The organism is Arthrobacter sp. BK1 (assembly GCF_056680055.1).
The window spans coordinates 2236324-2255321 of sequence record NZ_CM155263.1 but is presented as its reverse complement, the minus strand read 5'-3'; the positions used below and the strand labels follow the sequence as shown (position 1 = coordinate 2255321).

Here is an 18998-nt window from a genome sequence, read left to right as displayed (position 1 = left end):
CCGATGAGGCATCGGGGCGTATAGCTCAGGCGGTTAGAGCGCTTCGCTGATAACGAAGAGGTCCCAGGTTCAAGTCCTGGTACGCCCACGGAACCTGTGCAGGTTCTATGGAGGATCCGGTCTGTTTCGGCAGGCAGGATCGGAATGGGGTGCATGTGAAGAAGTTGCTCGCCATTGCAGCTGCGGTCGCAGGCATCCTGCTCTACAGGAAAGCACAGGAATCCGAGGCCCGGAAAACAGTCTGGAGCCAATCGACCGATTCGGTCGAATAGGCTTCGGTACCCGGTCCGGGAGCTGGCAAGAGGCTCCAGGGATTCAGGGTATGATTGACGGGTTGCTTCTTATGGGGGCATGGCGCAATTGGTAGCGCACCTGCTTTGCAAGCAGGGGGTTCGGGGTTCGAGTCCCCGTGCCTCCACCATAAGGAAAGTCCCGGACAGCGAAAAGCTGTCCGGGACTTTTTCGTTATGCAGACCATTAGGGTTGAACGGTGAACTTCTTTCTGGCGGCAATCGGCGTCCTTGGCGTGGCCTCTTCCGGGCCCCTGATTGCCGCTACGCTCGGTGCCACCACGGTCAGCGCCCTGGCCATCGCCTTCTGGCGGAACGCCATCGGGGCCGCTGTGATGGCCACTCCCACGCTGGTCCGTGAACCGCGGCAGTTCGGCCGGATTACCGCGCCCGAGTTCCGCTGGTCGCTGCTGGCGGCCGTGGCACTGGCACTGCACTTTGCCTGCTTCATCACCTCCCTCCAGCTCACCTCCGTGGCTGCCGCAACTGCGCTGGTCTGCCTGCAGTCAGCCTGGATTGCCGTCTTCCAGCTGTTCCGTGGAACGCGTCACCGCTGGCAGGTGCTGGTGGGGCTGGGCATTGCCTTCGGCGGCGTCGTCACCATTACCGGGTTCGATATGGGATCCTCGCCTGATGCCCTGGTGGGAGACCTCCTGGCGGTTGCCGGCGGTGCCCTGGCCGGCCTGTACACCCTGGCCGGCGGCAAAGCCCGGCAGACCATGACCACGGGAACCTACACCACACTGTGCTACGGGATGTGCGCTGCCCTCGTGGCCGTGCTGGCGCTCTTCAGCGGCCAGCCCCTGGTGGGGTTCGACGCCGTGGGCTGGCTGGGCATCGCTGCCATCACTGTCTGCGCTCAACTGGTGGGCCACACGGCCTTCAACCATCTGCTCGCCACCATGAGCCCGCTGCTGGTATCCATGATCATTCTGCTGGAGATCCCCGGCGCAGCCCTGCTGGCAGCCGTGTTCCTGGACGAGATGCTCCCCGGCGGTACCTATGCCGGTCTGGCTCTCATCCTGGTGGGCCTCGCCGTCGTGGTTCTCGGCCAGCGTTCCGTCGGCGCGCGGCAGCGCCGTGCTGAAGCAAGGACCGGCACCCAGGCGGGAGAACCGCCGTCGGACCGTCTGGCTGAACTGGGGACCGACTGACGCCTGCGGCGTTACTGGCCGCCGCGGCGGACGGGCTGGGCTGTATTGACGGTGTGGATCGCCCGCAGGAGCTTGGCCGGGAAGTAGACCGAGAAGAACACCACCATGGGCGCCTTGAGGGCCATCTTCTTGACGTTGTGTGCTTTGTACGTGCGGTCGAAGCGCGTCACGTAGTAGCGGTAGTCCCGAGGCGAATCCTCAAGCCGGCGTGCAGACATCCCGGACACCATCTGCGGCCAGTACTGGACCTTGAGATCGTGATCGGCGAGGTGCAGGGAGAGGTCAATGTCCTCGTGCATCTCGTCCTTCTCGTCGCGGCAGGTTTCGTCGCGGATGATCTCCCAGGCGGTGGCGCGCAGGGCCATGTTGGAGCCGAAGAGGAAGTGGTACTGGTGCTTGGCGAGCTTCAGCATCAGCTGGCGCATTTTGTCGTCAGCCTTGAGTCCGAAGCGCCGCATCGGCATGTCGTAGTAGACCACCGGCCCGGTGGCAGCCTGGACTGACTGGTCCTGGAAAGCCTTCTGTACCTGCTCCACCCAGTCCGGCTCCACCACCGAATCGGCGTCGATGCGGCCCAGGATGTCCCCGGTGGCGCTGTTCAGGCCGAAATTCCGTGTGGGAATCAGCCCCTGGTCCTGGTGCTGGCTCAATAGGAGGATAGGGCTTTCGGGGTATTCAAGCTGCATCTGGCCCACGATGGCCGCCGTGCGGTCCGTTGAGAGGTTGTCCACCACGATGATTTCGTGGGCCGGCACCGACTGGTAGACCGCAGCAATGAGGCACTGCCGGATCACACTTTCCTCGTTGTAAGCCGGGATGACAATGGACACGCGGGGCAGCTGTGCTGCGTCGTTCAAGGCATCCCCAGAGGATTTATCGGCTGACATCAGTCCAAATTTAGCACCGATCCACACCCGCCCGGCCGGCGACAAGGGTAATGACGCGGCTAACATCCGGAAAACACTGAAGGGGTCCCGCCCTGTGAACTGGTCACAGGGCGGAACCCCTTCAGTGGTGCCGCTGCTTAGCGGCGGCCCGTGTTCTAGTGCTCGGTCTTGTCCGCGGACCCGTTCATGTTCGATGCGATGTTCTTCATGGCCGTCTTGGCGTCCGGGGAACCCTTGGCGGCGGTGTCGGCCGAATCGTCGGCGAGGTGCTTGGCCGGCTCATCAGATGAGCCCTTGACGTCCTCTGCAGCATCGTCCGCTTTGTCGGCAACCACGCCGGCGGTGGAAGCTGTGGCGGCTGCGGCCTTGCTGGCCGCATCCTCGGTTGCGTCCTTGACCTCGTTCACCGTGGTGGCAGGAACCGGAGCCGGGGTGGGCGCCACAGGAGACGGGGTCTTCCACGGGTCCTCCACAGGCTTGGAGGCCTTCCAGGCGGCAACACCGGCGGCGACCGCCGCAGCGATAATGCCGAACACCAGCCAGCCGCGCTTCTTGGGCTTTTCCGGCTCCGCCAGCTGGATGCCCACGGCCTTGCCCGCTTCATGCGCGGCCGCCTTGAGGTGGGTTCCTGCAGTCTGTGCCTGATCCTGGAGGGTGTGGACAATGCCAACGCTTCCGAGCTTGCGGGCCACCGCATCCACCTGTGCCGGGGCGCTTTCCAGCGTGCGGTGGACGGCGTCGGAGGCGTGGCCGATCTGGTCAGAAAGGCGCGGCAGGTATTCGACCACTACGCGGTCACGGGCGTTGAGGATAACCGGGGTGGCTTTGTCCAGTGCTTCGTGAAGGCGCGGGGTGGTGCCTTCTACAGCGTCGTGGATTTTCGGCGCGAGGTGCGCGAGTCCGTCCTGGATGCGCGGTGTCACTGTTGCGACGCCGTCGGCAAGGTTGTGGGCAGCGGACTTAAGGCCCTCCTGGATCTTGGGAGAAGCGGTATCCAGGCTGTGCTGCAGGCGGGGCACTGCCCAATCCACTGCTGCTTCCACGCGGGGGGATGCCCAGTCCTTTGCATACTCGACTGCGTTGTTAACTGACTGCTCGAGGTCACGGGCAATACGATCCGACTTCTTCACAACTACCTCCCGATTAATGTGACGGTTTTGTTGTTAGCCTACGTGGATTGACCTGCACCGGCTATTCTTCCCGCGGATTTACGGCCGATTTCACCCAGCGCGGAACTGTCCGCGGAGCCGCTCCGGCGTTGACCCGCCGTGAAAGAATGAGCGGTATGACTGCAATCGCAACAGCAAAAGCAACCATCCACACCAGCCTCGGCGACATCGTCGTTAACCTCTTCGGCAACCACGCGCCCAAGACGGTCAAGAACTTCGTTGGCCTCGCCACCGGCGAGCAGGCCTGGACGCACCCGGAGTCCGGCGAGGACAAGACCGGCACACCGCTTTACGACGGCACCATCTTCCACCGGATCATCAAGGACTTCATGATCCAGGCCGGGGATCCCCTGGGCCGTGGCATTGGCGGACCGGGCTACAAGTTCGACGACGAAATCCACCCCGAGCTCAGCTTCAACGCCCCCTACAAACTGGCCATGGCCAACGCCGGCATCCAGGGCGGCAAGGGCACCAACGGCTCGCAGTTCTTCATCACCACCATCCCCACCGACTGGCTCCAGGGCAAGCACACCATCTTCGGTGAAGTGGCTGACGACGCATCCAAGAAGGTAGTCGACGCCATCGAAGGCGTCCGCACCGGCATGGGCGACCGCCCGGTTGAGGATGTCACCATCAACAGCATCGACGTCGAGCAGCTCTAACCCATCGCATGAGCTACGGAATTCCGGCGGCTGAGCCGTCCGCCCAGGTTCCCGTGTGCCCCCGGCACCCGGACCGGCCCTCCTACGTGCGCTGCCAGCGGTGCGGGCGCCCAGCGTGCCCGGACTGCCAGCGGGCGGCCGCCGTCGGATTCCAGTGCGTTGACTGTGTCAACGAAACAAGGCGTACGACGCCGGAGGTCAGGACTGTCTACGGCGGTGCCGTTGCAACCGGCAAACCGCTGGTGACGTTCAGCCTCATCGCGGCATGTGCCGTGCTCTTTGTGCTGCAATGGATCGTCCCTGCAGATGCCGTGTTCAGGAATTTCGCCTTCGCTTCGGTCTACGCCGCTCCGGAGTTCGGAGCCTTCGAACCGTGGCGTCTCCTGACATCGGCCTTCCTGCATTCTCAGGGCTTTATCCTCCACATTGCGCTGAACATGTACATGCTGTGGATGTTCGGCCAGGCGCTGGAGCCCCTCCTCGGCCGGCTGCGTTTCCTGGCCGTGTACCTCGTTTCCGCCATTGGCGGTTCGGTCGGCTATCTGGTCCTCACCCCGCTCCTCCCGCCGGGCGGACCCGTAGGTGTGGTGGGTGCGTCAGGTGCCATCTTCGGGCTCTTCGGCGCCATGCTGGTAGTACAGCGCCACCGCGGCGGGGACACCCGCCAGCTCTGGATCCTGATTGCCATCAACGGAGTTATCGGCTTCCTGGTCCCCCAGATAGCCTGGCAGGCCCACCTTGGCGGGCTGATCACCGGAGGCCTCTGCGCTGCCGTGATCGCGTACGCACCAAGGGGCAAGCGTCAGGGCCTCCTGCAGGCTGCCGGCTTGGTGGCCGTGCTCGCGCTGCTGATCGTGGTGAGCTGGGTCCGGATCGCTGCAGGCTGACGCCCGGCCGGCCTTTACTCCATCCCTAGACCCCGATGTCCACCCGGACATCGGGGTTTTTTGCGCTGCCTACCGGGCATCTCCGGTTATCCACAGGGGTTATCCACAATGTTGGTAACTTACATCCGTGTAGTTCACCGTGCTGCTGTCTCTCGGCCCCCGCCGCTCCGCTGTTTCGAAGGTTTTCCCGGATTCAACAGTCCACAGTTGTGGAAAACCGAGTGAGTGCGGCTGTGGGTAAGTGGAAAACCTGCCTGTTTTGCCGGCCTCTGTGGAAAAGTGCAGGAATCCGGGCCGATCGAGGCCGCCGAGCAGTCATGGGAGAGGCTGTTTCAACAGGGTTATTCACAATGTTAATAACTTACAGCCGTGTAGTTAACTGCGGATGTTTGGCTCGCCATGGCTCCTGAGAGCCCCTACCGGTCCGCCCTGTGGATTGTTGTCCACACCTGTGGATAAGTTGTGGGTACTCGAGTGTTAGTAAGTGGAAAACCCTGACATATGGGAGGGTGAACCTACCGATGCCCAACAGAGAGATCTCCAGCCAAGGAGGACCGCCATGAGCGCCACCACCACCGAGCACATCTTCCTTGATAAGCAGCATCCTGCAGTGTGGCGTGCCCTGAACGGGTTGGGGCTCAAGGCCCGGGACGCCGCTGACGAAGCCGGCATCGACCGGAAGACCGTTGAGCTGCTCAACGTCCGGACCTCCCAGCTGAACGGCTGCGCGTACTGCCTGGACATGCACGTGCGGGATGCACTCGAAGGCGGAGAGAGTTCCCAGCGGCTTGCCGTCCTTCCGGCGTGGCGGGAAACCTCGCTGTTCACCGCCAAGGAGCGGGCAGCCCTCACCCTTGCGGAAGCCCTTACGGAACTTCCGGGGCACCGGACCATGGAGCACGAAGAAGGCTACGCGCGGGAACACCTCAGCGCTGATGAATTTTCTGCGGTGAGCTGGCTGGTTATCACCATGAATGCCTTCAACCGGGTGTCCGTCATCAGCCACCATCCGGTCAGGCAGGACCGGTAAAAAGCACTGATATTGGGCGCCCTGACTCGGGCGGACGCCCCTAAACCGCCCGGAACTCTTGCACAACGACTCCGGTAAGGCAGGTTATCCACAGCTAATTCACACTGTTAATAACCAATGGGGGCCGTGACCCGGATCCGAATCCGGTGCGGCGAGGCGGCCGCCCGGATTTATCCCGCGGCGTATCCCGAAGTTATGCACACTGTGGATAACTTTCCCAACAGTTGGGGAAAAGTTGTCGCCCAGCCGGGCTGCTTTACGCCTGCGCCTGCCAGATGCCGGAAGAGCCACGGCGGTGGCTGTGCACGAGATGGGTATCCACCATGCCGATGGCCTCCATCAGCGCAAACATGGTGGTGGGGCCCACGAACGAGAACCCCTGCTTCCGCAGGGCTTTGGACAGCGCCACGGATTCCGGGGTCTGGGTGGGGATATCGGCGTGCGTAGCCGGCGCGGGGGTGGCTTGCGGCTTGAACTGCCAGACGAAGCCGACAAGGCCGCCCTGTTCCCTCAGGGCAATGGTGGCCTGGGCATTGGTGATCGCCGCACGGATCTTCAGCCGGTTGCGGACGATGCCCGGGTTCTGGAGCAGACGCTCGATGTCAGCCTCCGTATATGCGGCAACAACATCGGGCTCGAAATTGTGGAAGGCCTCACGGAACGCGGGCCGTTTGCGCAGGATGGTGGCCCACGACAAGCCGGCCTGGAATCCCTCCAGGCTGATGCGCTCGTACAGTCCCTGCTCATCCCGGACAGGGAGGCCCCACTCGGCGTCGTAATACTCGCGCAGGAGCGGATCGTTAGCTGCCCACGGCGGGCGGCCCAGGCCGTCGTCGCCCGTTACCGTTCCGTCCGGAACTGGACCTTTGGCCTGTGGCCCGTCCGCTTTTATCCCGTCCACGGGGAGGCAGCTGTTCCCGTCCAGCGGCCAGGATCAGGAGCGCCAGCGGGTGGTCATGAGGAACCCGATGATGGCAATGCCGAAGCCGGCCACGATGTTCCACGATTCCCACGCCTGGACCGGAAACCGGCCTTCGCTGATGTAGAACGTGATGATCCACAGGAGCCCAATGATCATGAGCCCGAACATGACGGGCTTGAACCAGACAGCGTTGGGCTTGTACGCCTGCGTGCCGGCAGCGGCCCGCGTGGCGGTGGAAGTCTTCTTGCGTGGCTTTGACTCGGGCACGTGGTCTCCTTGGCGGACTGAGCAAGCTCGGCCGCGCGGGCTTGATATCCTGCAAGAAGGAAGTTGCCAGCGGTCAGCGCGATCTTGGTCAAATCTGGATTCTTACTAGCAGTCAATTCTAGCCGTAGTTCAGGGCACCCCAACGCCCATCGCGACCGCCCCGACAGGAGAACGCGTGGTATTGCAGGAGAAGGTGAGGCCCGCCGTGGCGGCGCCCACCAGCGCCGACGTTGTGCGGGGCACCGTGCAGGTGGTGGGCGAGCTGCTCATCACCGGCGGCATCATCCTCCTGCTGTTCGTGGCCTGGCAGCTCTGGTGGACCAACGTGGAGTCGGACGCCAGGCAGAGCGCCGTCATCAAGGAATTTGCCCAGGAGCTCGGCGGCACGGCACCTGCCCCCGCGGACGCACCTCAAGGGACGCCGGCTGAACCCGTTGATTACGGAACACCGGCGGTGGCCGCAGCCCCCGGGCATGCAGGCACGATAGGCATCATGTACATCCCGCGGTTCGGCAACAGCTACACCCGGCCCATCGTGCAGGGAACCACCGGGGATGTGCTGGACACGCTGGGGCTGGGCCACTACAGCAACACGGCCATGCCGGGCGCAGTCGGCAACTTCGCCGTGGCCGGTCACCGCCAGACCCACGGCGCCGTGCTGGACAACATCCACACCCTGGTTCCGGGCGACAAAATCTACGTCCAGACCAAGGACGGCTACTACACCTACGTCTTCCGTAATAATCAGATAGTCATGCCGTCCCGCACCGATGTCCTGGAGCCGGTCCCCACCCGCCCGGGCGTCACCCCCACCGAAAGCTTCCTCACCATGACCAGTTGCAATCCGCGCTTCGGTGCGGAGGAACGCATCATCGCCTACGCGCTGCTGGATGGCTGGCGCCCCGCCTCGGCCGGACCGCCGGCCGAGATCGCAGCCCAGGTGGCCGCAGCTGTAGGGGGTAGCTGAGCATGTACGGCTGGATTTTCCGCCACCTTCCCGGACCCCTCTGGATGAGGATCCTCACCTCTTTGGTCCTCGTGGCGGGCGCACTGGTCCTGATGGTCCAATTCCTGTTCCCCTGGATGTCCGGTTTCACCCAATTCACCGACTCAACGATTGGTTCCGTAAGTCAGCCATGACCACAACTAAGATCCTGGTCGTAGACAACTACGACAGCTTTGTTTACACCCTGGTGGGCTACCTCCAGGAGCTCGGCGCGGAAACCACTGTTGTCCGCAACGATGACGTCACCCTGGCCGAGGCCATCGAAATGGCCGAAACCCGGGACGGCGTCCTGATCTCACCCGGCCCCGGCAACCCGGCGGAAGCCGGTGTGTGCATCGACCTGATCAAGTGGTGCGGCGAGAACAACAAGCCCATGTTCGGCGTGTGTTTGGGGCACCAGGCTTTGGCCGAAGCGTACGGCGGTAAGGTGACGCATGCGCCGGAGCTGATGCACGGCAAGACGTCCCTCGTGGAGCACAACGGCACCAGCGTCTTCGCCGGGCTCCCCTCCCCCATCACGGCAACGCGGTACCACTCGCTGGCGGCCGTCCGCGAAACCATCCCCGACGTCCTGGAGATCACCGCCGAGACGTCCTCCGGCGTGGTCATGGGCCTGCAGCACCGGACCGCGCCGCTGACCGGGGTGCAGTTCCACCCGGAGTCAGTCCTGACCGAGGGCGGCTACCAGATGCTCGGCAACTGGCTCGAGTCCCTGGGAATGACCGGTGTGGCCGCCCGTGCCGCCAAGCTGAGCCCTCTTATCCAGCACTGAACACCCGCCGCAAACTGCAACGCGGGGTCACTTCACGCCCTCCCGGAAGGGAAAATCGAGCGTGAAGTGACCCCGCGTTGGGTTTAACGGGTTTAGGTCAGCGGGATCTGGTGGACGTGGGGGTGGGGGTCGGCGTCGGGGTGGGCGTTGCCACCGGCGGCGGGGGCGGCGGCTCCTTGGCCACCACAATGGCGATGGTCTTACCCTGATCGACGCTGGAGTTCACGCCGTCGCTCTGGTCCGTGACCCGGCCGGCCTCAACCTCTGAGTTCTCCACTTCCTGGACGACAGGCACCAGTCCCAGCTCCTTCAGCGCCGCCTCGGCGTCGGCGCGGGTGCGGCCGCGCAGTTCGGGCATGGCCACCTTGCCGGTGGAAATGACGATCTCCACGGTGCTTCCCACGGCGACCTGCTGGCCGGGTGCAGGGCTGGTGGTGATGACACGGCCCCCGGGGACCGAGGCGCTGTTCGCCGTGGTCGTTGAGGCGGCACCCAGCAGTCCGTTCTGGCGCAGGATGTCCCGGGCCGCAGCCTCCGTCTGGCCCGGCAGGTTCTCCGGAATCTTCACAGCGGCGGGACCGTCGGAGATATTCAGGATCACCTCAGCGCTGGGATCGAGCTCCGTTCCGGCCACAGGATCGGTGCCAATGGCAACACCTGCGGGGACGGTTTCGTGTTTGACGCGCTGGCTCTTCGGACGGAGGTTTGCTCCATAGAGTTCCTGGAGTGCTGCGGACTCCGTGAGCGCGGCCACCACCGGGACGGGGATCTTCGCTGGTGGCGGGGCCGGACGGTTCACGATGTTATACACCCACAGACCGCCTCCTCCCAGAACCAGGAGGGTGAAGATCACCAGGGTGGCGATCCACGTACGACGGCGGGACTTCTGCCGGGCGGTGCGCTCACGTTCCGGAGCGAATCCCAGGGGCAGTTCACCGCTGTCCGGGCCCGACGAAGCGCCGGCGCCCGTCACAGGAAGTATTGGCCCGTCGGTGCGGGTGTCATCGGCCGAGCGCTGGCCCGCCGGGGCGTCATCCATGAAGTTGGCACCGGTCAGTGCGAAGGCTTCTGCTGCAGGCGTGCGTTCGGGGGTTGGGACGTGGTCATGGGGATCCGTGGGGGCCTCGCTCGAGGCAAGGGCAGGAACAGCAACTCCCGCCCGTGCGGCGCGCAGCGCACGCCGGAACGCGGCCGCATCCTGGAACCGGTCGTCCCGGTTCTTCTGCAGGGCTTTGGCGAGGACACTGTCCAGCGCCGGTGATATCTCAGGGTTCAGGCTGCTGGCAGGCTCCGGAATCTCCCGGACGTGCTGGTACGCCACTGAGACCGGGCTGTCACCGATGAACGGAGGGCGGGAAGTCAGCATTTCGTAGAGCAGGCATGCAGCGGAGTACAGATCGCTGCGGGCATCCACGGTTTCGCCCCGCGCCTGTTCCGGCGAGAGGTACTGGGCCGTTCCCACCACGGCCTGGGTCTGGGTCATGGTGGCTGAGGAGTCAGCCATGGCCCGGGCGATCCCGAAGTCCATGACCTTGATGGAGTTAGAGCCTTCGCAATACATCACGTTGGCTGGTTTGATGTCCCGGTGGACTATGCCGGCCTTGTGGCTGTATTCAAGGGCAGCGAGGACGCCCAGGGTGTATTCGATGGCCCGGTCGATGCTGACTTCCTTGGCCCGGATCAGATCCCGCAGCGTCTTTCCCTCAACGAACTCCATCACGATGTACGGGACACGGATGTCCTCGGTGCCGTCCGGGACGACGTGCTCGCCGGTGTCATAGATGGCAACGATCGAGGAGTGGTTCAACGCCGCCACAGACTGCGCTTCACGCTTGAAACGGGCCTGGAACTGCGGATCCCGGGCCATGTCCGGACGGAGCAGCTTGATGGCCACGGTCCGCCCAAGCCGGGTATCAACTCCGCTGTGGACATCTGCCATCCCCCCACGGCCGATCAGGCCGCCGAGTTCGTAGCGTCCGCTCAGGACACGCTGGTTATCCACCGGGAGGCTGTCCTCCCGGTGGAGCGGGGTGCGGGTTGAATCATTCATGGGAGATCCTGGCGGTTACGGCGTGCAGGTAGCAGGCGTACCCGGCAGCTGGCCGGGATCGCAGGTGGCGATTGCGGACGGGGCGGCGGAAGCCGGCGGCGAGGAAGTGGTCGGTACCGGAGCCGTAGTGGGGATGGCCACGGCATAGGTCACGGTCACCTCTGTTCCCTTCGGCACGGTGCCGGTGGGGTTGACCTGCAGGACCGTTCCGGCGGCGGCAGTGCTTTGCTGCGGAATGACGCGCACGGACAGGCCCATGGTTTCCAGGGTTGCCTGGACCTGACGGTAGTCCTTGCCCAGGTAGGCGGCCGAGATGATATCCACGGTGGTGGGCGTCGGCGGTGGGGTGGGCGTGGCAGTGGTCCGGGTGGGTGTGGGGGTTGCGGACGTCGCCGTAACTGACGGGCTGGCACTGGTGGGGGGCGGGCTGCTGGACGCGGACGTTGTCACTGCGTCCTTGGCCGGAAAAAGAATCCCCTGCTGGCTCAGGAAGAACCCCACCAGCGCGAACAGGACCAGCAGGATCAAGGCGATCAGCGGCCACGTCCAGGGGCTGCGGCCGCGACGATCGGGCTCATCGGCGGGCTCGTCGTCGTACGTTTCCTCTTCCTGGACCCAGCTGCGCTCGGCGGCCAGGGCGTCCGCACGCGAAAGCGTGCTCCCGGTTCCGGCGCCTGCAGCACCTGCAGCGGCACCCGCGGCTGCGGCTCCGAGGACTGGCAACGCGGAGGTGGACGCTTCCCTATTGTCCTTCTGGCTGATGACGCCGGTGGGTGCCGTGGCAATGTCCACCGGCGCAGTGATGGCGCCGGTACCACCTTCGAACAGGAGCATTCCGGGCACGGCGGCATGAGCGGCGTTGATATCGCCGTTGCGGATGGCTTCCGCGGCTTCGGAAAGTTTGATGGCGTTGGCCGGGCGGTTCTTGGGGTCCTTGGCGAGCATGGACATCAGCAGGGCGCGGACCGGTTTGGGCAAGGTGTCCGGCAGCGGCGGCGGGGCGTCGTTGACCTGGGCCAGGGCGATCGCGATCTGCGACTCACCGGAGAACGGCCGGTGTCCGCTCAGGCACTCGTAACCGATGACGCCGAGGGAGTAGATGTCCGAGGATCCCGTGGCTGTCTGGCCGGTGGCCTGCTCCGGGGCGAGGTACTGGGCGGTACCCATCACCTGGCCGGTCTGCGTGAGCGGGACCTGGTCTGCGAGGCGGGCGATGCCGAAGTCGGTGACCTTGACGCGGCCGTCCGGGGTGATCAGCAGGTTGCCGGGCTTGATATCGCGGTGCACCAGCCCCTGCGCGTGGGCGACCGAAAGCGCCCGTGCCGTCTGGGCAATCATGGACAGCGTACGGTCCGGGGACAGAACCTGTTCGTGTTCGATGATGCTGCTCAGCGGCTGGCCCGGAACGAGTTCCATGACCAGGTATGCCGAACCCTCTTCCTCGCCGTAGTCAAAGACGTTGGCGATGCCCACGTGGTTCAACAGAGCGGTGTGGCGTGCCTCGGCACGGAAGCGCTGGAGGAAGCCGGGGTCCCCGGTGTACTCCTCCTTCAGCACCTTGATGGCCACGATGCGGCCCAGGACAAGGTCCTTGGCCTTCCAGACCTCCCCCATCCCGCCGATCGCGATCCGCGTGGTCAGCTGGAATCTGCCGCCGAGGGTGATTCCTGTTGTTGGCCTCACTTGTTCAACACCGCCTCAAAAATCTTTTTCGCGTTCGGACTGGTTAGCTGTGCGCCGGTGGTGATGTCTACGCCCTCCATGACGATCGTGACACCCACCTGCGGGTTGTTCGCCGGGGCGAACCCGGTGAACCAGGAGTTGTTCAGGCCATTGCCCAGTTCGGCGGTTCCGGTCTTACCTGCAACCTGAACGCCTGAGACGGCGGCTCCCCGGGCGATGCCCTGCGAGACCGCGCTGGTCATCCATTCGGTGATCTGCCGGGCGATTTCCGGTGTGGTGGACGTCCGGAGCGCTTCGGGCTTGGGTTCGTCAATAACCCGGAGGTCCGGGGAGCGCACCGTTTTGACCAGGCTGGGGCTCATCTGTACTCCGCCGTTGGCGATGGCCGCTGTCATCAGCGCCACCTGCAGCGGCGTGGCCCGCACATCCTTCTGGCCGATCGCTGACTGTGCCAGGCCCGGAGCGTCAAGATCATCAGGGAAGCCGTCTCCCTTGGCGTACTGGAGCTTCAGCTGGTCGCCCAGATCCTCCCCGAAGCCGAACTTCGCCGCCTGCTCGGCTATGGCGTCACGGCCGAGGTCGAGGGCAATGCTGGCGAACGGCGTGTTGCAGGACTGCTGCAGGGCGAAGGCGAAGCTGGCGGTGTCCTGGGTGTAGCAGCTTCCGCCGGCGTAGTTGGGCAGCGTGTACTGGATTCCCGGAAAAGGCATGTTGGCCGGATTCGGCAGCTCGCTGTCCTTGTTGTACTTCCCGGAGCTGAGCGCTGCCGCAGCATCCACGAGTTTGAAGACCGAGCCCGGTGCAAGCAGCTCTCCCGTGGGGCCGCTGACGTTCTGGTTCAGGTTAATCCCCGGGACCTTGACCAGCTCGTTGATGTTGGCGCTCTCGGCGTCGGGATCCTGGGTGGCGATGAGGTTGGGATCGTAGGACGGCTTGGAGGCCATGGCCAGGATGGAGCCGGTCTTGGGGTTGGTGACCACAATGGATCCGCGCTGACCGTCCGGGATGAGATCGTAGGCGAGCTTCTGGATCTCAGGATCTACAGTCAGCTCCACGGATGCACCCTTGGGCTGGTTGCCCAGGAAGAGCTGGCCGATCCGGTCCAGGAACTGCTGGTCAGAGCTTCCGGCCAGCTGCTCCCGCATGGCCTGTTCCAGCCCGGTGGCACCGTAGTTCTGCGAGAAGTAGCCGGTGAGGCCCGCGTAGAGTTCCGGCTGCGGATAGGTCCGCTGGAACTTGCACTGCTCGGAGCCTTCCACCGATTCCGCCACAGCTGCGCCGCCGACGATGATGGCACCGCGGTCGTTGCAGTAGTCCTGGAGGATGGCGCGTTTGTTCCAGGCGTTGGCTTTGAGTTCGTCGGCGCCGATCACCTGGACGAAGCTGATGGCTCCGAATATGAGTGCGAACATGGCGATCGCGGCCACCCAAGAGTTCCTGATTGCCTGGTTCATCGGGGGTTCACCGCCTCGGTTGGTGCTTCCATGACCTTTGCTTCTACTCCATCGCCCGCAGGCAACGGCGTAGTGTCCACGGGGCCGCGGGCAGTGTGCGAAATCATCAGCAGCAGGCCAACAATGATCCAGTTGGCCAGCAATGATGAACCGCCGGCGGCCAGGAACGGCGTTGTCAGGCCTGTCAACGGAATCAGGCGGGTGACGCCGCCGATCACCACGAAGCACTGCAGGGCCACTGCGAAGGAGAGCCCGCAGGCCAGGAGTTTGCCGAACGCGTCCCGGGTGCCCAGGGCCGCCCGGAAACCGCGGGTGAACAGCAGCAGGTACATCATGACGATCGCGAAGAGACCGATCAGGCCCAGCTCCTCACCGAGCGAAGCGATGATCATGTCGCTGTTGGCGAACGGGACCAGGTTGGGCCGGCCCTGGCCAAGTCCGGTTCCCACCAGCCCGCCGTTGGCCATGCCGAAAAGGCCTTCCACGATCTGGCCGCTGCCGCCGGGTGAACGGCCATAGACCTCTTCGGTGAAGGCGTTCAGCCAGCCGTCGATCCGGAGGCCGACGTGGGAGAACACCCGGGAGGCGACAAAGCCGCCGCCGAGGATCAGGGCGACGCCGATGACCACCCAGCTGATCCGGCTGGTGGCCACGTAAATCATAACGATGAACAGGCCGAAGAAGAGCACTGAGGAGCCGAGGTCGCGCTGGAAGATCAGGACGCCGATGCTGACCAGCCAGGCGGTGATCATTGGGCCCATGTCCTTGAACCGGGGGAACTGAAGCGGCCCGATCTTCCGGCCGGCCAGCAGGATCAGGTCCCGGTTGGAGGACAGATACCCGGCGAAGAATATAGCCAACGTGATTTTGGCGATTTCGCCTGGCTGGAAGGTCATGGAACCTACCCGGATCCACACGCGGGCACCAAGGATCTCACCGGCGGAAATTCCTGGAACCAGGGGGAGGATCAGCAGGAATGCGCTCACGGCCAGCGAGATGTACGTGAACCGGCGAAGGACGCGGTGGTCCTTGAGGAACCAGATCACGCCGATGGCGACGGCCATGGCGATAAGGGTCCAGCGCAGTTGGTTGTTGCCGGTGTCCTCGCCGGGGGCGTCCAGGCGGTGGATCATGGCCAGGCCGAGCCCGTTCAAGGCCACCACCAGCGGAAGTATTACCGGATCGGCATATTTGGCCCGGAGCCTCAGCACCACGTGGAAGACCAGGGCGGCAACGGCGAGGAGGCTGGACTGGAACCAAAAATCCGAGTCGAACGCCTTCTCCTGGTCCACGCCCACCATCATGTTGGCGCCAATTCCGATGGACAGGGCAAGCACCAGCAGCACGAGTTCAACGTTGCGCCGGGGTTTGGGGACGGTGCTGAGCTGGCTCATTGTCCTCCCTCGCAGCTGACGGCGGGGCTGGGCGTTGGTGAGGGGGCCGCTGCTGCCGCGGATGAATCAGGTGAGGGCGCCGGAGTGGTGGGGGCAGTCGCCGGATCCGTTGCAGGCGGAGCTGACGGGTCTGTGGTGGCGCCGGAAGTGGGCGGGGCAGTCAGGCATTCGTCCGCGGGGGCGATGGTTCCGGTGCCTTCGAGATTCTTGACGATCCGTTGGGCGTCGTAGAGGTCGCGGGCCGGTACGGTCTGCCGGACACGCTGCTGTGAGAACTGGGGCAACGAATCCATCTGGATTTCTGTCACGGCTTCCAATGTTGAGAGCTGGATGGGCCCCAGCCGCTGCGAAACCCCGTTGTAAATGGCAACACGGGAATCAAACTCCCCGATGTAGTAGCGGGTCTGGGTCCAGGCGTAACCAAGCCAAAGGCCCACGGTCAGCACCAGCAGGACCGACGCGGCAATGGACAGGGTGACCCACCGGCGTGGCTTGGGCCGTTCAAGGATTTCATCGTCATCGGACGCGGGGCTCTCGGCCTTGTGGGTCAGGACGGTTGCGGCACGCCTGGCAACAGTGCGCCCGGCGATGGAGGGAATGGAGCCTGACTCAGCTGCAGCAGCAGCGGCGCCCACCAGTTCGTGGGGGCGCGAGGCCAGTTCCTGGCGCAGGACCTCGGCTGAGAGGTGCTCGCCCAGGTGCGGGTCGGTGCTGGACTGTTCGGCGGCGGCAGACGTCTCACCCTCAGCTGCGGGGCGTTCACCTGCCTCAGGGGCGTCACGGCTACCCGGCTTTCCAGATGCGTCAGGATCCTCCCGGGCGTCCGGCGCGGCAGCAGCGATCGGAGCAGCGGCGGCCGGCAGCGAAGGGACGACGTCGACGGCGGCGGTAGTGACGTCGTCGCGCGTTTCCTCAACGATTTCCACCATGACCACGGTGACGTTGTCGGGGGAACCGTTCTCAAGCGTGAGGTCAACCAGGGTTTCAACGCACTCGCGGAGGTCCTTCGTCTCGCGGACCGTCCGCTCCACCACGTGGCCGGCAACATAGTTCAGGCCGTCCGAGCACAGCAGCCAGCGTTCCCCGGGTTTGACGTCCAGGGTGTCAAGATCCAGCTCCGGGCTGGCATCGACGTCGCCCAGGACACGCATCAGGACGTTCTTGTGCGGGTGGGTTTCGGCTTCTTCGGGCCGCAGCCGGCCTTCATCGATGAGGCGCTGGACGAAGGTGTGGTCCACGCTGATCTGCTCAAACTCGCCGTCGCGGAGGCGGTAGGCGCGGGAGTCGCCGATGTGCGCGAAGTGCAGTTTGCCTTCGGCGAGCAGCAAGGCGGTGACGGTGGTTCCCATCCCGGCCAATTTGGGGTTGATGTGGACCAGTTCGGACAGGAGCGAGTTGGCGGTCTGGATCTCGTCCGCCAGGATGGTGCCGGCGTCGCCCGCGTAATCTCCCTTGTCCAGGTGCAGCATGTCCAGGACGGTGGCGGCCGAGGCGACGTCGCCGCCGGCGTGGCCGCCCATGCCGTCTGCAACCACTGCCAAGTATCGGCCCACGTACGCGGAGTCGTCGTTTTTGGCGCGGATGCGTCCCACATCAGAACGCGCTGCATAGCGCATGATGAGGGGCCGCTGGACGGGCTTGGACTCGCCGGCGGGAACTTCAGCGGCCATTGCTATGGCCTCAATTCGATGACCGTCTTGCCGATTCTCACGGGTACGCCAGGCTCAACGGGCAGCGCCCGCGTCAGCTGCTGATCGGCGAGGTACGTGCCGTTCGTGGAGCCGAGATCCTCGATGAACCAGCGGCTGCCCTGGGGAAAGAGCCGCGCGTGGCGGCCGGAAGCGTAGTCGTCCTCAAGCACCAGGGTGGCTTCCTGGGCGCGGCCCAGGAGGATGGGGCTCGCTGCCAGCGGGATGGTGGTTCCTTTGAGCGGACCTTCGGTGACCACCAGTTGATGCGCCTGCTGCTTCTGCGGCGGCGCGGGCGCCTCGGCGAGTTCAGGATTTTTCCGGACCTGCCGCGCTGTTGGAGTGCCGGCAGCGGCCTTGCGGCCCACCATCAGATCACGGCGCATGGCCGAGACGATGCTGAAAATCAGGACCCAGAGCAGGATCAGGAAGCCGAACCGGAGCGCGGTGATGGTCAGTTCACTCATGGGCGGCCACCGGTGTTGGCAGGCAGAAGGCGAAAGATGATTTTTGTCCGTCCCATGGTGATGGTGGAACCGTCGGTCAGTTCTGTGCTGCCGGCAACCTTGTGGCCGTTGACGTAGCTGCCGTTCGTGGAGCCCAGATCCACGGCGCTGGTAACGCCGCTGGCAGTACGGATCTCGAGGTGGCGGCGCGAAACGCCGGTGTCATCGACGAGGATATCCGCCTCCGAAGACCGGCCCAGGACGATGGACGGCGCGTTGAGGGAATAGCGCTGGCCGTCGATGTCCAACACCGGCTGCAGGCGTACGGGCTGGCGGCTGGGCGCTGCCGGCACATGGGGCCGTGGCGCCGCGTCACCTGGACTGCCCTTGGCCTTTTCGGTGGAAGAGACAATCTCGAAGTCACCGGCCCGCATGTCCTCGGCCCGGCGGAAGGAAATCCGCACGGATCCCTGCAGCGTATAGCCCTGGCTGCGCACATGGTTGATGACGACGTCGCAGAGTTCCTCGGCCAGCGGCGTACCCCAGTCCTGGGCGCGCCTGAAGTCCTCGTCACTGAGTTGAACGTCGAAGACATTCGGGGCCAGCGTGCGCCCCGCTGCGACGGTGAGGGCTTTGTTGTCTACCTCGCGGCGGAGGCGGCTGGCGATTTCCACAGGTTCAACCTGGGCACGCGAGCCTGTGGAGAAGACACCGCGGACGGCTTTTTCAATGCCACGCTCGACCTTGTCCAGCAATCCCATGGTCCTTCTCCTTTCCTCCCGGCTGCGGGGTAGTTTTCGCTCCGGAACTCACTACAGAGCATTGTTCAGAACGCAGTGGCCAGCCGGAGCGCGGCAGGCACTACTACATCAGATACTACTGGGCAGGCCTGTGAATGACCTTAATCCCCAACGGCCGGGCGTCGGGAAAAGTTCACTTTCCCGGCCCCTGCATCCTTGTTCGGAGGGGCGCTGCAGCGGCGTCGCTGCCCTCAATTGGTGTTTTGCCGCCGATGTCCGTTATGCTTGATCTCGCTGCTTTTACAAGGTTGCGGTTCCGGGAAACCGGCCGTAAATCATGGAAAAGAAGTTGCGCGCGAGTGGCGGAACGGCAGACGCGCTGGCTTCAGGTGCCAGTATCCGAAAGGGTGTGGGGGTTCAAATCCCCCCTCGCGCACGCAAATATACAAAAGAACCCCGGTCTTCGGACCGGGGTTCTTTTGCGTCCGGGCTCCGGC

Annotated in this window: 18 protein-coding genes and 3 tRNA genes; 10 read left to right on the top strand and 11 right to left on the bottom strand. The window is 64.4% G+C overall.

The window, feature by feature from the left end; translation table 11 throughout:
- The first annotated feature begins 14 nt into the window (after nucleotides 1–14).
- From AC1MCA_RS10210 to AC1MCA_RS10195, 4 genes are all read left to right on the top strand, one after another.
- A tRNA-Ile gene (locus tag AC1MCA_RS10210) sits at nucleotides 15–88 on the top strand.
- 19 nt (nucleotides 89–107) lie between these two features.
- Nucleotides 108–272: a DLW-39 family protein gene (locus tag AC1MCA_RS10205; RefSeq protein ID WP_258228996.1), complete on the top strand. Its 165-nt coding sequence runs from the start codon at nucleotides 108–110 to the stop codon at nucleotides 270–272.
- A 73-nt stretch (nucleotides 273–345) separates the two neighbouring features.
- A tRNA-Ala gene (locus AC1MCA_RS10200) sits at nucleotides 346–421 on the top strand.
- A 69-nt stretch (nucleotides 422–490) separates the two neighbouring features.
- Nucleotides 491–1444, top strand: a complete 954-nt coding sequence (locus AC1MCA_RS10195; protein ID WP_108597363.1) for a DMT family transporter — start codon at nucleotides 491–493, stop codon at nucleotides 1442–1444.
- A gap of 11 nt (nucleotides 1445–1455) precedes the next feature.
- Here the strand turns inward: AC1MCA_RS10195 and AC1MCA_RS10190 are convergent, their stop codons facing one another.
- Nucleotides 1456–2331, bottom strand: coding sequence for a glycosyltransferase family 2 protein (locus tag AC1MCA_RS10190; protein WP_108597364.1), 876 nt, complete (start codon nucleotides 2329–2331; stop codon nucleotides 1456–1458).
- Between the two features lie 155 nt (nucleotides 2332–2486).
- Nucleotides 2487–3461 (bottom strand): hypothetical protein, encoded by a 975-nt coding sequence (locus AC1MCA_RS10185; RefSeq protein WP_479803205.1) that lies wholly within the window; start codon nucleotides 3459–3461, stop codon nucleotides 2487–2489.
- 155 nt (nucleotides 3462–3616) lie between these two features.
- Here AC1MCA_RS10185 and AC1MCA_RS10180 point away from each other — a divergent pair, with 155 nt between their 5' ends.
- The 3 genes from AC1MCA_RS10180 to AC1MCA_RS10170 all read left to right on the top strand — a co-directional run bounded on the left by AC1MCA_RS10180 (nucleotide 3617) and on the right by AC1MCA_RS10170 (nucleotide 6079).
- On the top strand, nucleotides 3617–4162 hold the full coding sequence (locus AC1MCA_RS10180) for a peptidylprolyl isomerase (RefSeq protein ID WP_108597366.1): 546 nt from the start codon (nucleotides 3617–3619) through the stop codon (nucleotides 4160–4162).
- An 8-nt stretch (nucleotides 4163–4170) separates the two neighbouring features.
- On the top strand, nucleotides 4171–5049 hold the full coding sequence (locus AC1MCA_RS10175) for a rhomboid family intramembrane serine protease (protein WP_479803203.1): 879 nt from the start codon (nucleotides 4171–4173) through the stop codon (nucleotides 5047–5049).
- A 559-nt stretch (nucleotides 5050–5608) separates the two neighbouring features.
- Nucleotides 5609–6079 carry a carboxymuconolactone decarboxylase family protein gene (locus tag AC1MCA_RS10170; protein WP_479803201.1) on the top strand — a complete coding sequence of 157 codons (471 nt, stop codon included), beginning with the start codon at nucleotides 5609–5611 and terminating at the stop codon, nucleotides 6077–6079.
- Between the two features lie 256 nt (nucleotides 6080–6335).
- Here AC1MCA_RS10170 and AC1MCA_RS10165 read toward each other — a convergent pair whose 3' ends face one another.
- Both AC1MCA_RS10165 and AC1MCA_RS10160 read right to left on the bottom strand, forming a co-directional pair.
- Complete coding sequence (locus AC1MCA_RS10165; protein ID WP_479803199.1) at nucleotides 6336–6980, bottom strand: DNA-3-methyladenine glycosylase I; 645 nt, start codon at nucleotides 6978–6980, stop codon at nucleotides 6336–6338.
- Nucleotides 6981–7013: 33 nt separating this feature from the next.
- Nucleotides 7014–7268 carry a cell division protein CrgA gene (locus AC1MCA_RS10160; RefSeq protein ID WP_108597370.1) on the bottom strand — a complete coding sequence of 85 codons (255 nt, stop codon included), beginning with the start codon at nucleotides 7266–7268 and terminating at the stop codon, nucleotides 7014–7016.
- Nucleotides 7269–7443: 175 nt separating this feature from the next.
- On the opposite strand from AC1MCA_RS10160, the gene AC1MCA_RS10155 reads away from it, so the two are divergent.
- Together AC1MCA_RS10155 and AC1MCA_RS10150 are read left to right on the top strand one after the other, a co-directional pair.
- Nucleotides 7444–8235 carry a class E sortase gene (locus AC1MCA_RS10155; protein WP_479803197.1) on the top strand — a complete coding sequence of 264 codons (792 nt, stop codon included), beginning with the start codon at nucleotides 7444–7446 and terminating at the stop codon, nucleotides 8233–8235.
- Between the two features lie 169 nt (nucleotides 8236–8404).
- A complete protein-coding gene (locus AC1MCA_RS10150) occupies nucleotides 8405–9046 on the top strand; it encodes an aminodeoxychorismate/anthranilate synthase component II (protein ID WP_479803195.1) in 642 nt (213 codons plus the stop codon).
- A gap of 97 nt (nucleotides 9047–9143) precedes the next feature.
- On the opposite strand, the gene pknB is transcribed toward AC1MCA_RS10150, so the two are convergent.
- The 7 genes from pknB to AC1MCA_RS10115 are packed head-to-tail and all read right to left on the bottom strand — an operon-like array spanning nucleotide 9144 to nucleotide 18522.
- Nucleotides 9144–11096, bottom strand: coding sequence for a Stk1 family PASTA domain-containing Ser/Thr kinase (gene pknB, locus AC1MCA_RS10145; protein WP_479803194.1), 1953 nt, complete (start codon nucleotides 11094–11096; stop codon nucleotides 9144–9146).
- Nucleotides 11097–11111: 15 nt separating this feature from the next.
- Nucleotides 11112–12779, bottom strand: coding sequence for a protein kinase domain-containing protein (locus AC1MCA_RS10140; RefSeq protein WP_479803192.1), 1668 nt, complete (start codon nucleotides 12777–12779; stop codon nucleotides 11112–11114).
- Entirely contained in the window at nucleotides 12776–14233 is a 1458-nt protein-coding gene (locus AC1MCA_RS10135) for a peptidoglycan D,D-transpeptidase FtsI family protein (RefSeq protein WP_479803190.1), read from the bottom strand. The genes AC1MCA_RS10140 and AC1MCA_RS10135 overlap by 4 nt, the downstream gene beginning before the upstream one ends.
- Nucleotides 14230–15627 (bottom strand): FtsW/RodA/SpoVE family cell cycle protein, encoded by a 1398-nt coding sequence (locus tag AC1MCA_RS10130; RefSeq protein ID WP_479803188.1) that lies wholly within the window; start codon nucleotides 15625–15627, stop codon nucleotides 14230–14232. The genes AC1MCA_RS10135 and AC1MCA_RS10130 overlap by 4 nt, the downstream gene beginning before the upstream one ends.
- The gene (locus AC1MCA_RS10125) at nucleotides 15624–17297 is read right to left on the bottom strand and encodes a PP2C family protein-serine/threonine phosphatase (protein ID WP_479803186.1); all 1674 of its coding nucleotides are present in this window, start codon (nucleotides 17295–17297) and stop codon (nucleotides 15624–15626) included. Before AC1MCA_RS10125 ends, AC1MCA_RS10130 begins: the two co-directional genes overlap by 4 nt.
- Before the next feature lie 2 nt (nucleotides 17298–17299).
- Entirely contained in the window at nucleotides 17300–17782 is a 483-nt protein-coding gene (locus AC1MCA_RS10120) for an FHA domain-containing protein FhaB/FipA (protein ID WP_108599386.1), read from the bottom strand.
- A complete protein-coding gene (locus AC1MCA_RS10115; protein ID WP_479803184.1) occupies nucleotides 17779–18522 on the bottom strand; it encodes an FhaA domain-containing protein in 744 nt (247 codons plus the stop codon). Before AC1MCA_RS10115 ends, AC1MCA_RS10120 begins: the two co-directional genes overlap by 4 nt.
- Before the next feature lie 332 nt (nucleotides 18523–18854).
- On the opposite strand from AC1MCA_RS10115, the gene AC1MCA_RS10110 reads away from it, so the two are divergent.
- Nucleotides 18855–18937: transfer RNA gene (locus tag AC1MCA_RS10110), tRNA-Leu, on the top strand.
- Nucleotides 18938–18998: the final 61 nt, after the last annotated feature.

Coding starts and splice junctions, on each gene's coding strand:
- AC1MCA_RS10170 (WP_479803201.1), top strand. CDS start 5,609: ATGAGCGCCACCACCACCGAGCACATCTTCCTTGATAAGCAGCATCCT.
- AC1MCA_RS10125 (WP_479803186.1), bottom strand. CDS start 17,297: ATGGCCGCTGAAGTTCCCGCCGGCGAGTCCAAGCCCGTCCAGCGGCCC.
- pknB (WP_479803194.1), bottom strand. CDS start 11,096: ATGAATGATTCAACCCGCACCCCGCTCCACCGGGAGGACAGCCTCCCG.
- AC1MCA_RS10150 (WP_479803195.1), top strand. CDS start 8,405: ATGACCACAACTAAGATCCTGGTCGTAGACAACTACGACAGCTTTGTT.
- AC1MCA_RS10130 (WP_479803188.1), bottom strand. CDS start 15,627: ATGAGCCAGCTCAGCACCGTCCCCAAACCCCGGCGCAACGTTGAACTC.
- AC1MCA_RS10205 (WP_258228996.1), top strand. CDS start 108: ATGGAGGATCCGGTCTGTTTCGGCAGGCAGGATCGGAATGGGGTGCAT.
- AC1MCA_RS10180 (WP_108597366.1), top strand. CDS start 3,617: ATGACTGCAATCGCAACAGCAAAAGCAACCATCCACACCAGCCTCGGC.
- AC1MCA_RS10135 (WP_479803190.1), bottom strand. CDS start 14,233: ATGAACCAGGCAATCAGGAACTCTTGGGTGGCCGCGATCGCCATGTTC.
- AC1MCA_RS10120 (WP_108599386.1), bottom strand. CDS start 17,782: ATGAGTGAACTGACCATCACCGCGCTCCGGTTCGGCTTCCTGATCCTG.
- AC1MCA_RS10175 (WP_479803203.1), top strand. CDS start 4,171: ATGAGCTACGGAATTCCGGCGGCTGAGCCGTCCGCCCAGGTTCCCGTG.
- AC1MCA_RS10190 (WP_108597364.1), bottom strand. CDS start 2,331: ATGTCAGCCGATAAATCCTCTGGGGATGCCTTGAACGACGCAGCACAG.
- AC1MCA_RS10115 (WP_479803184.1), bottom strand. CDS start 18,522: ATGGGATTGCTGGACAAGGTCGAGCGTGGCATTGAAAAAGCCGTCCGC.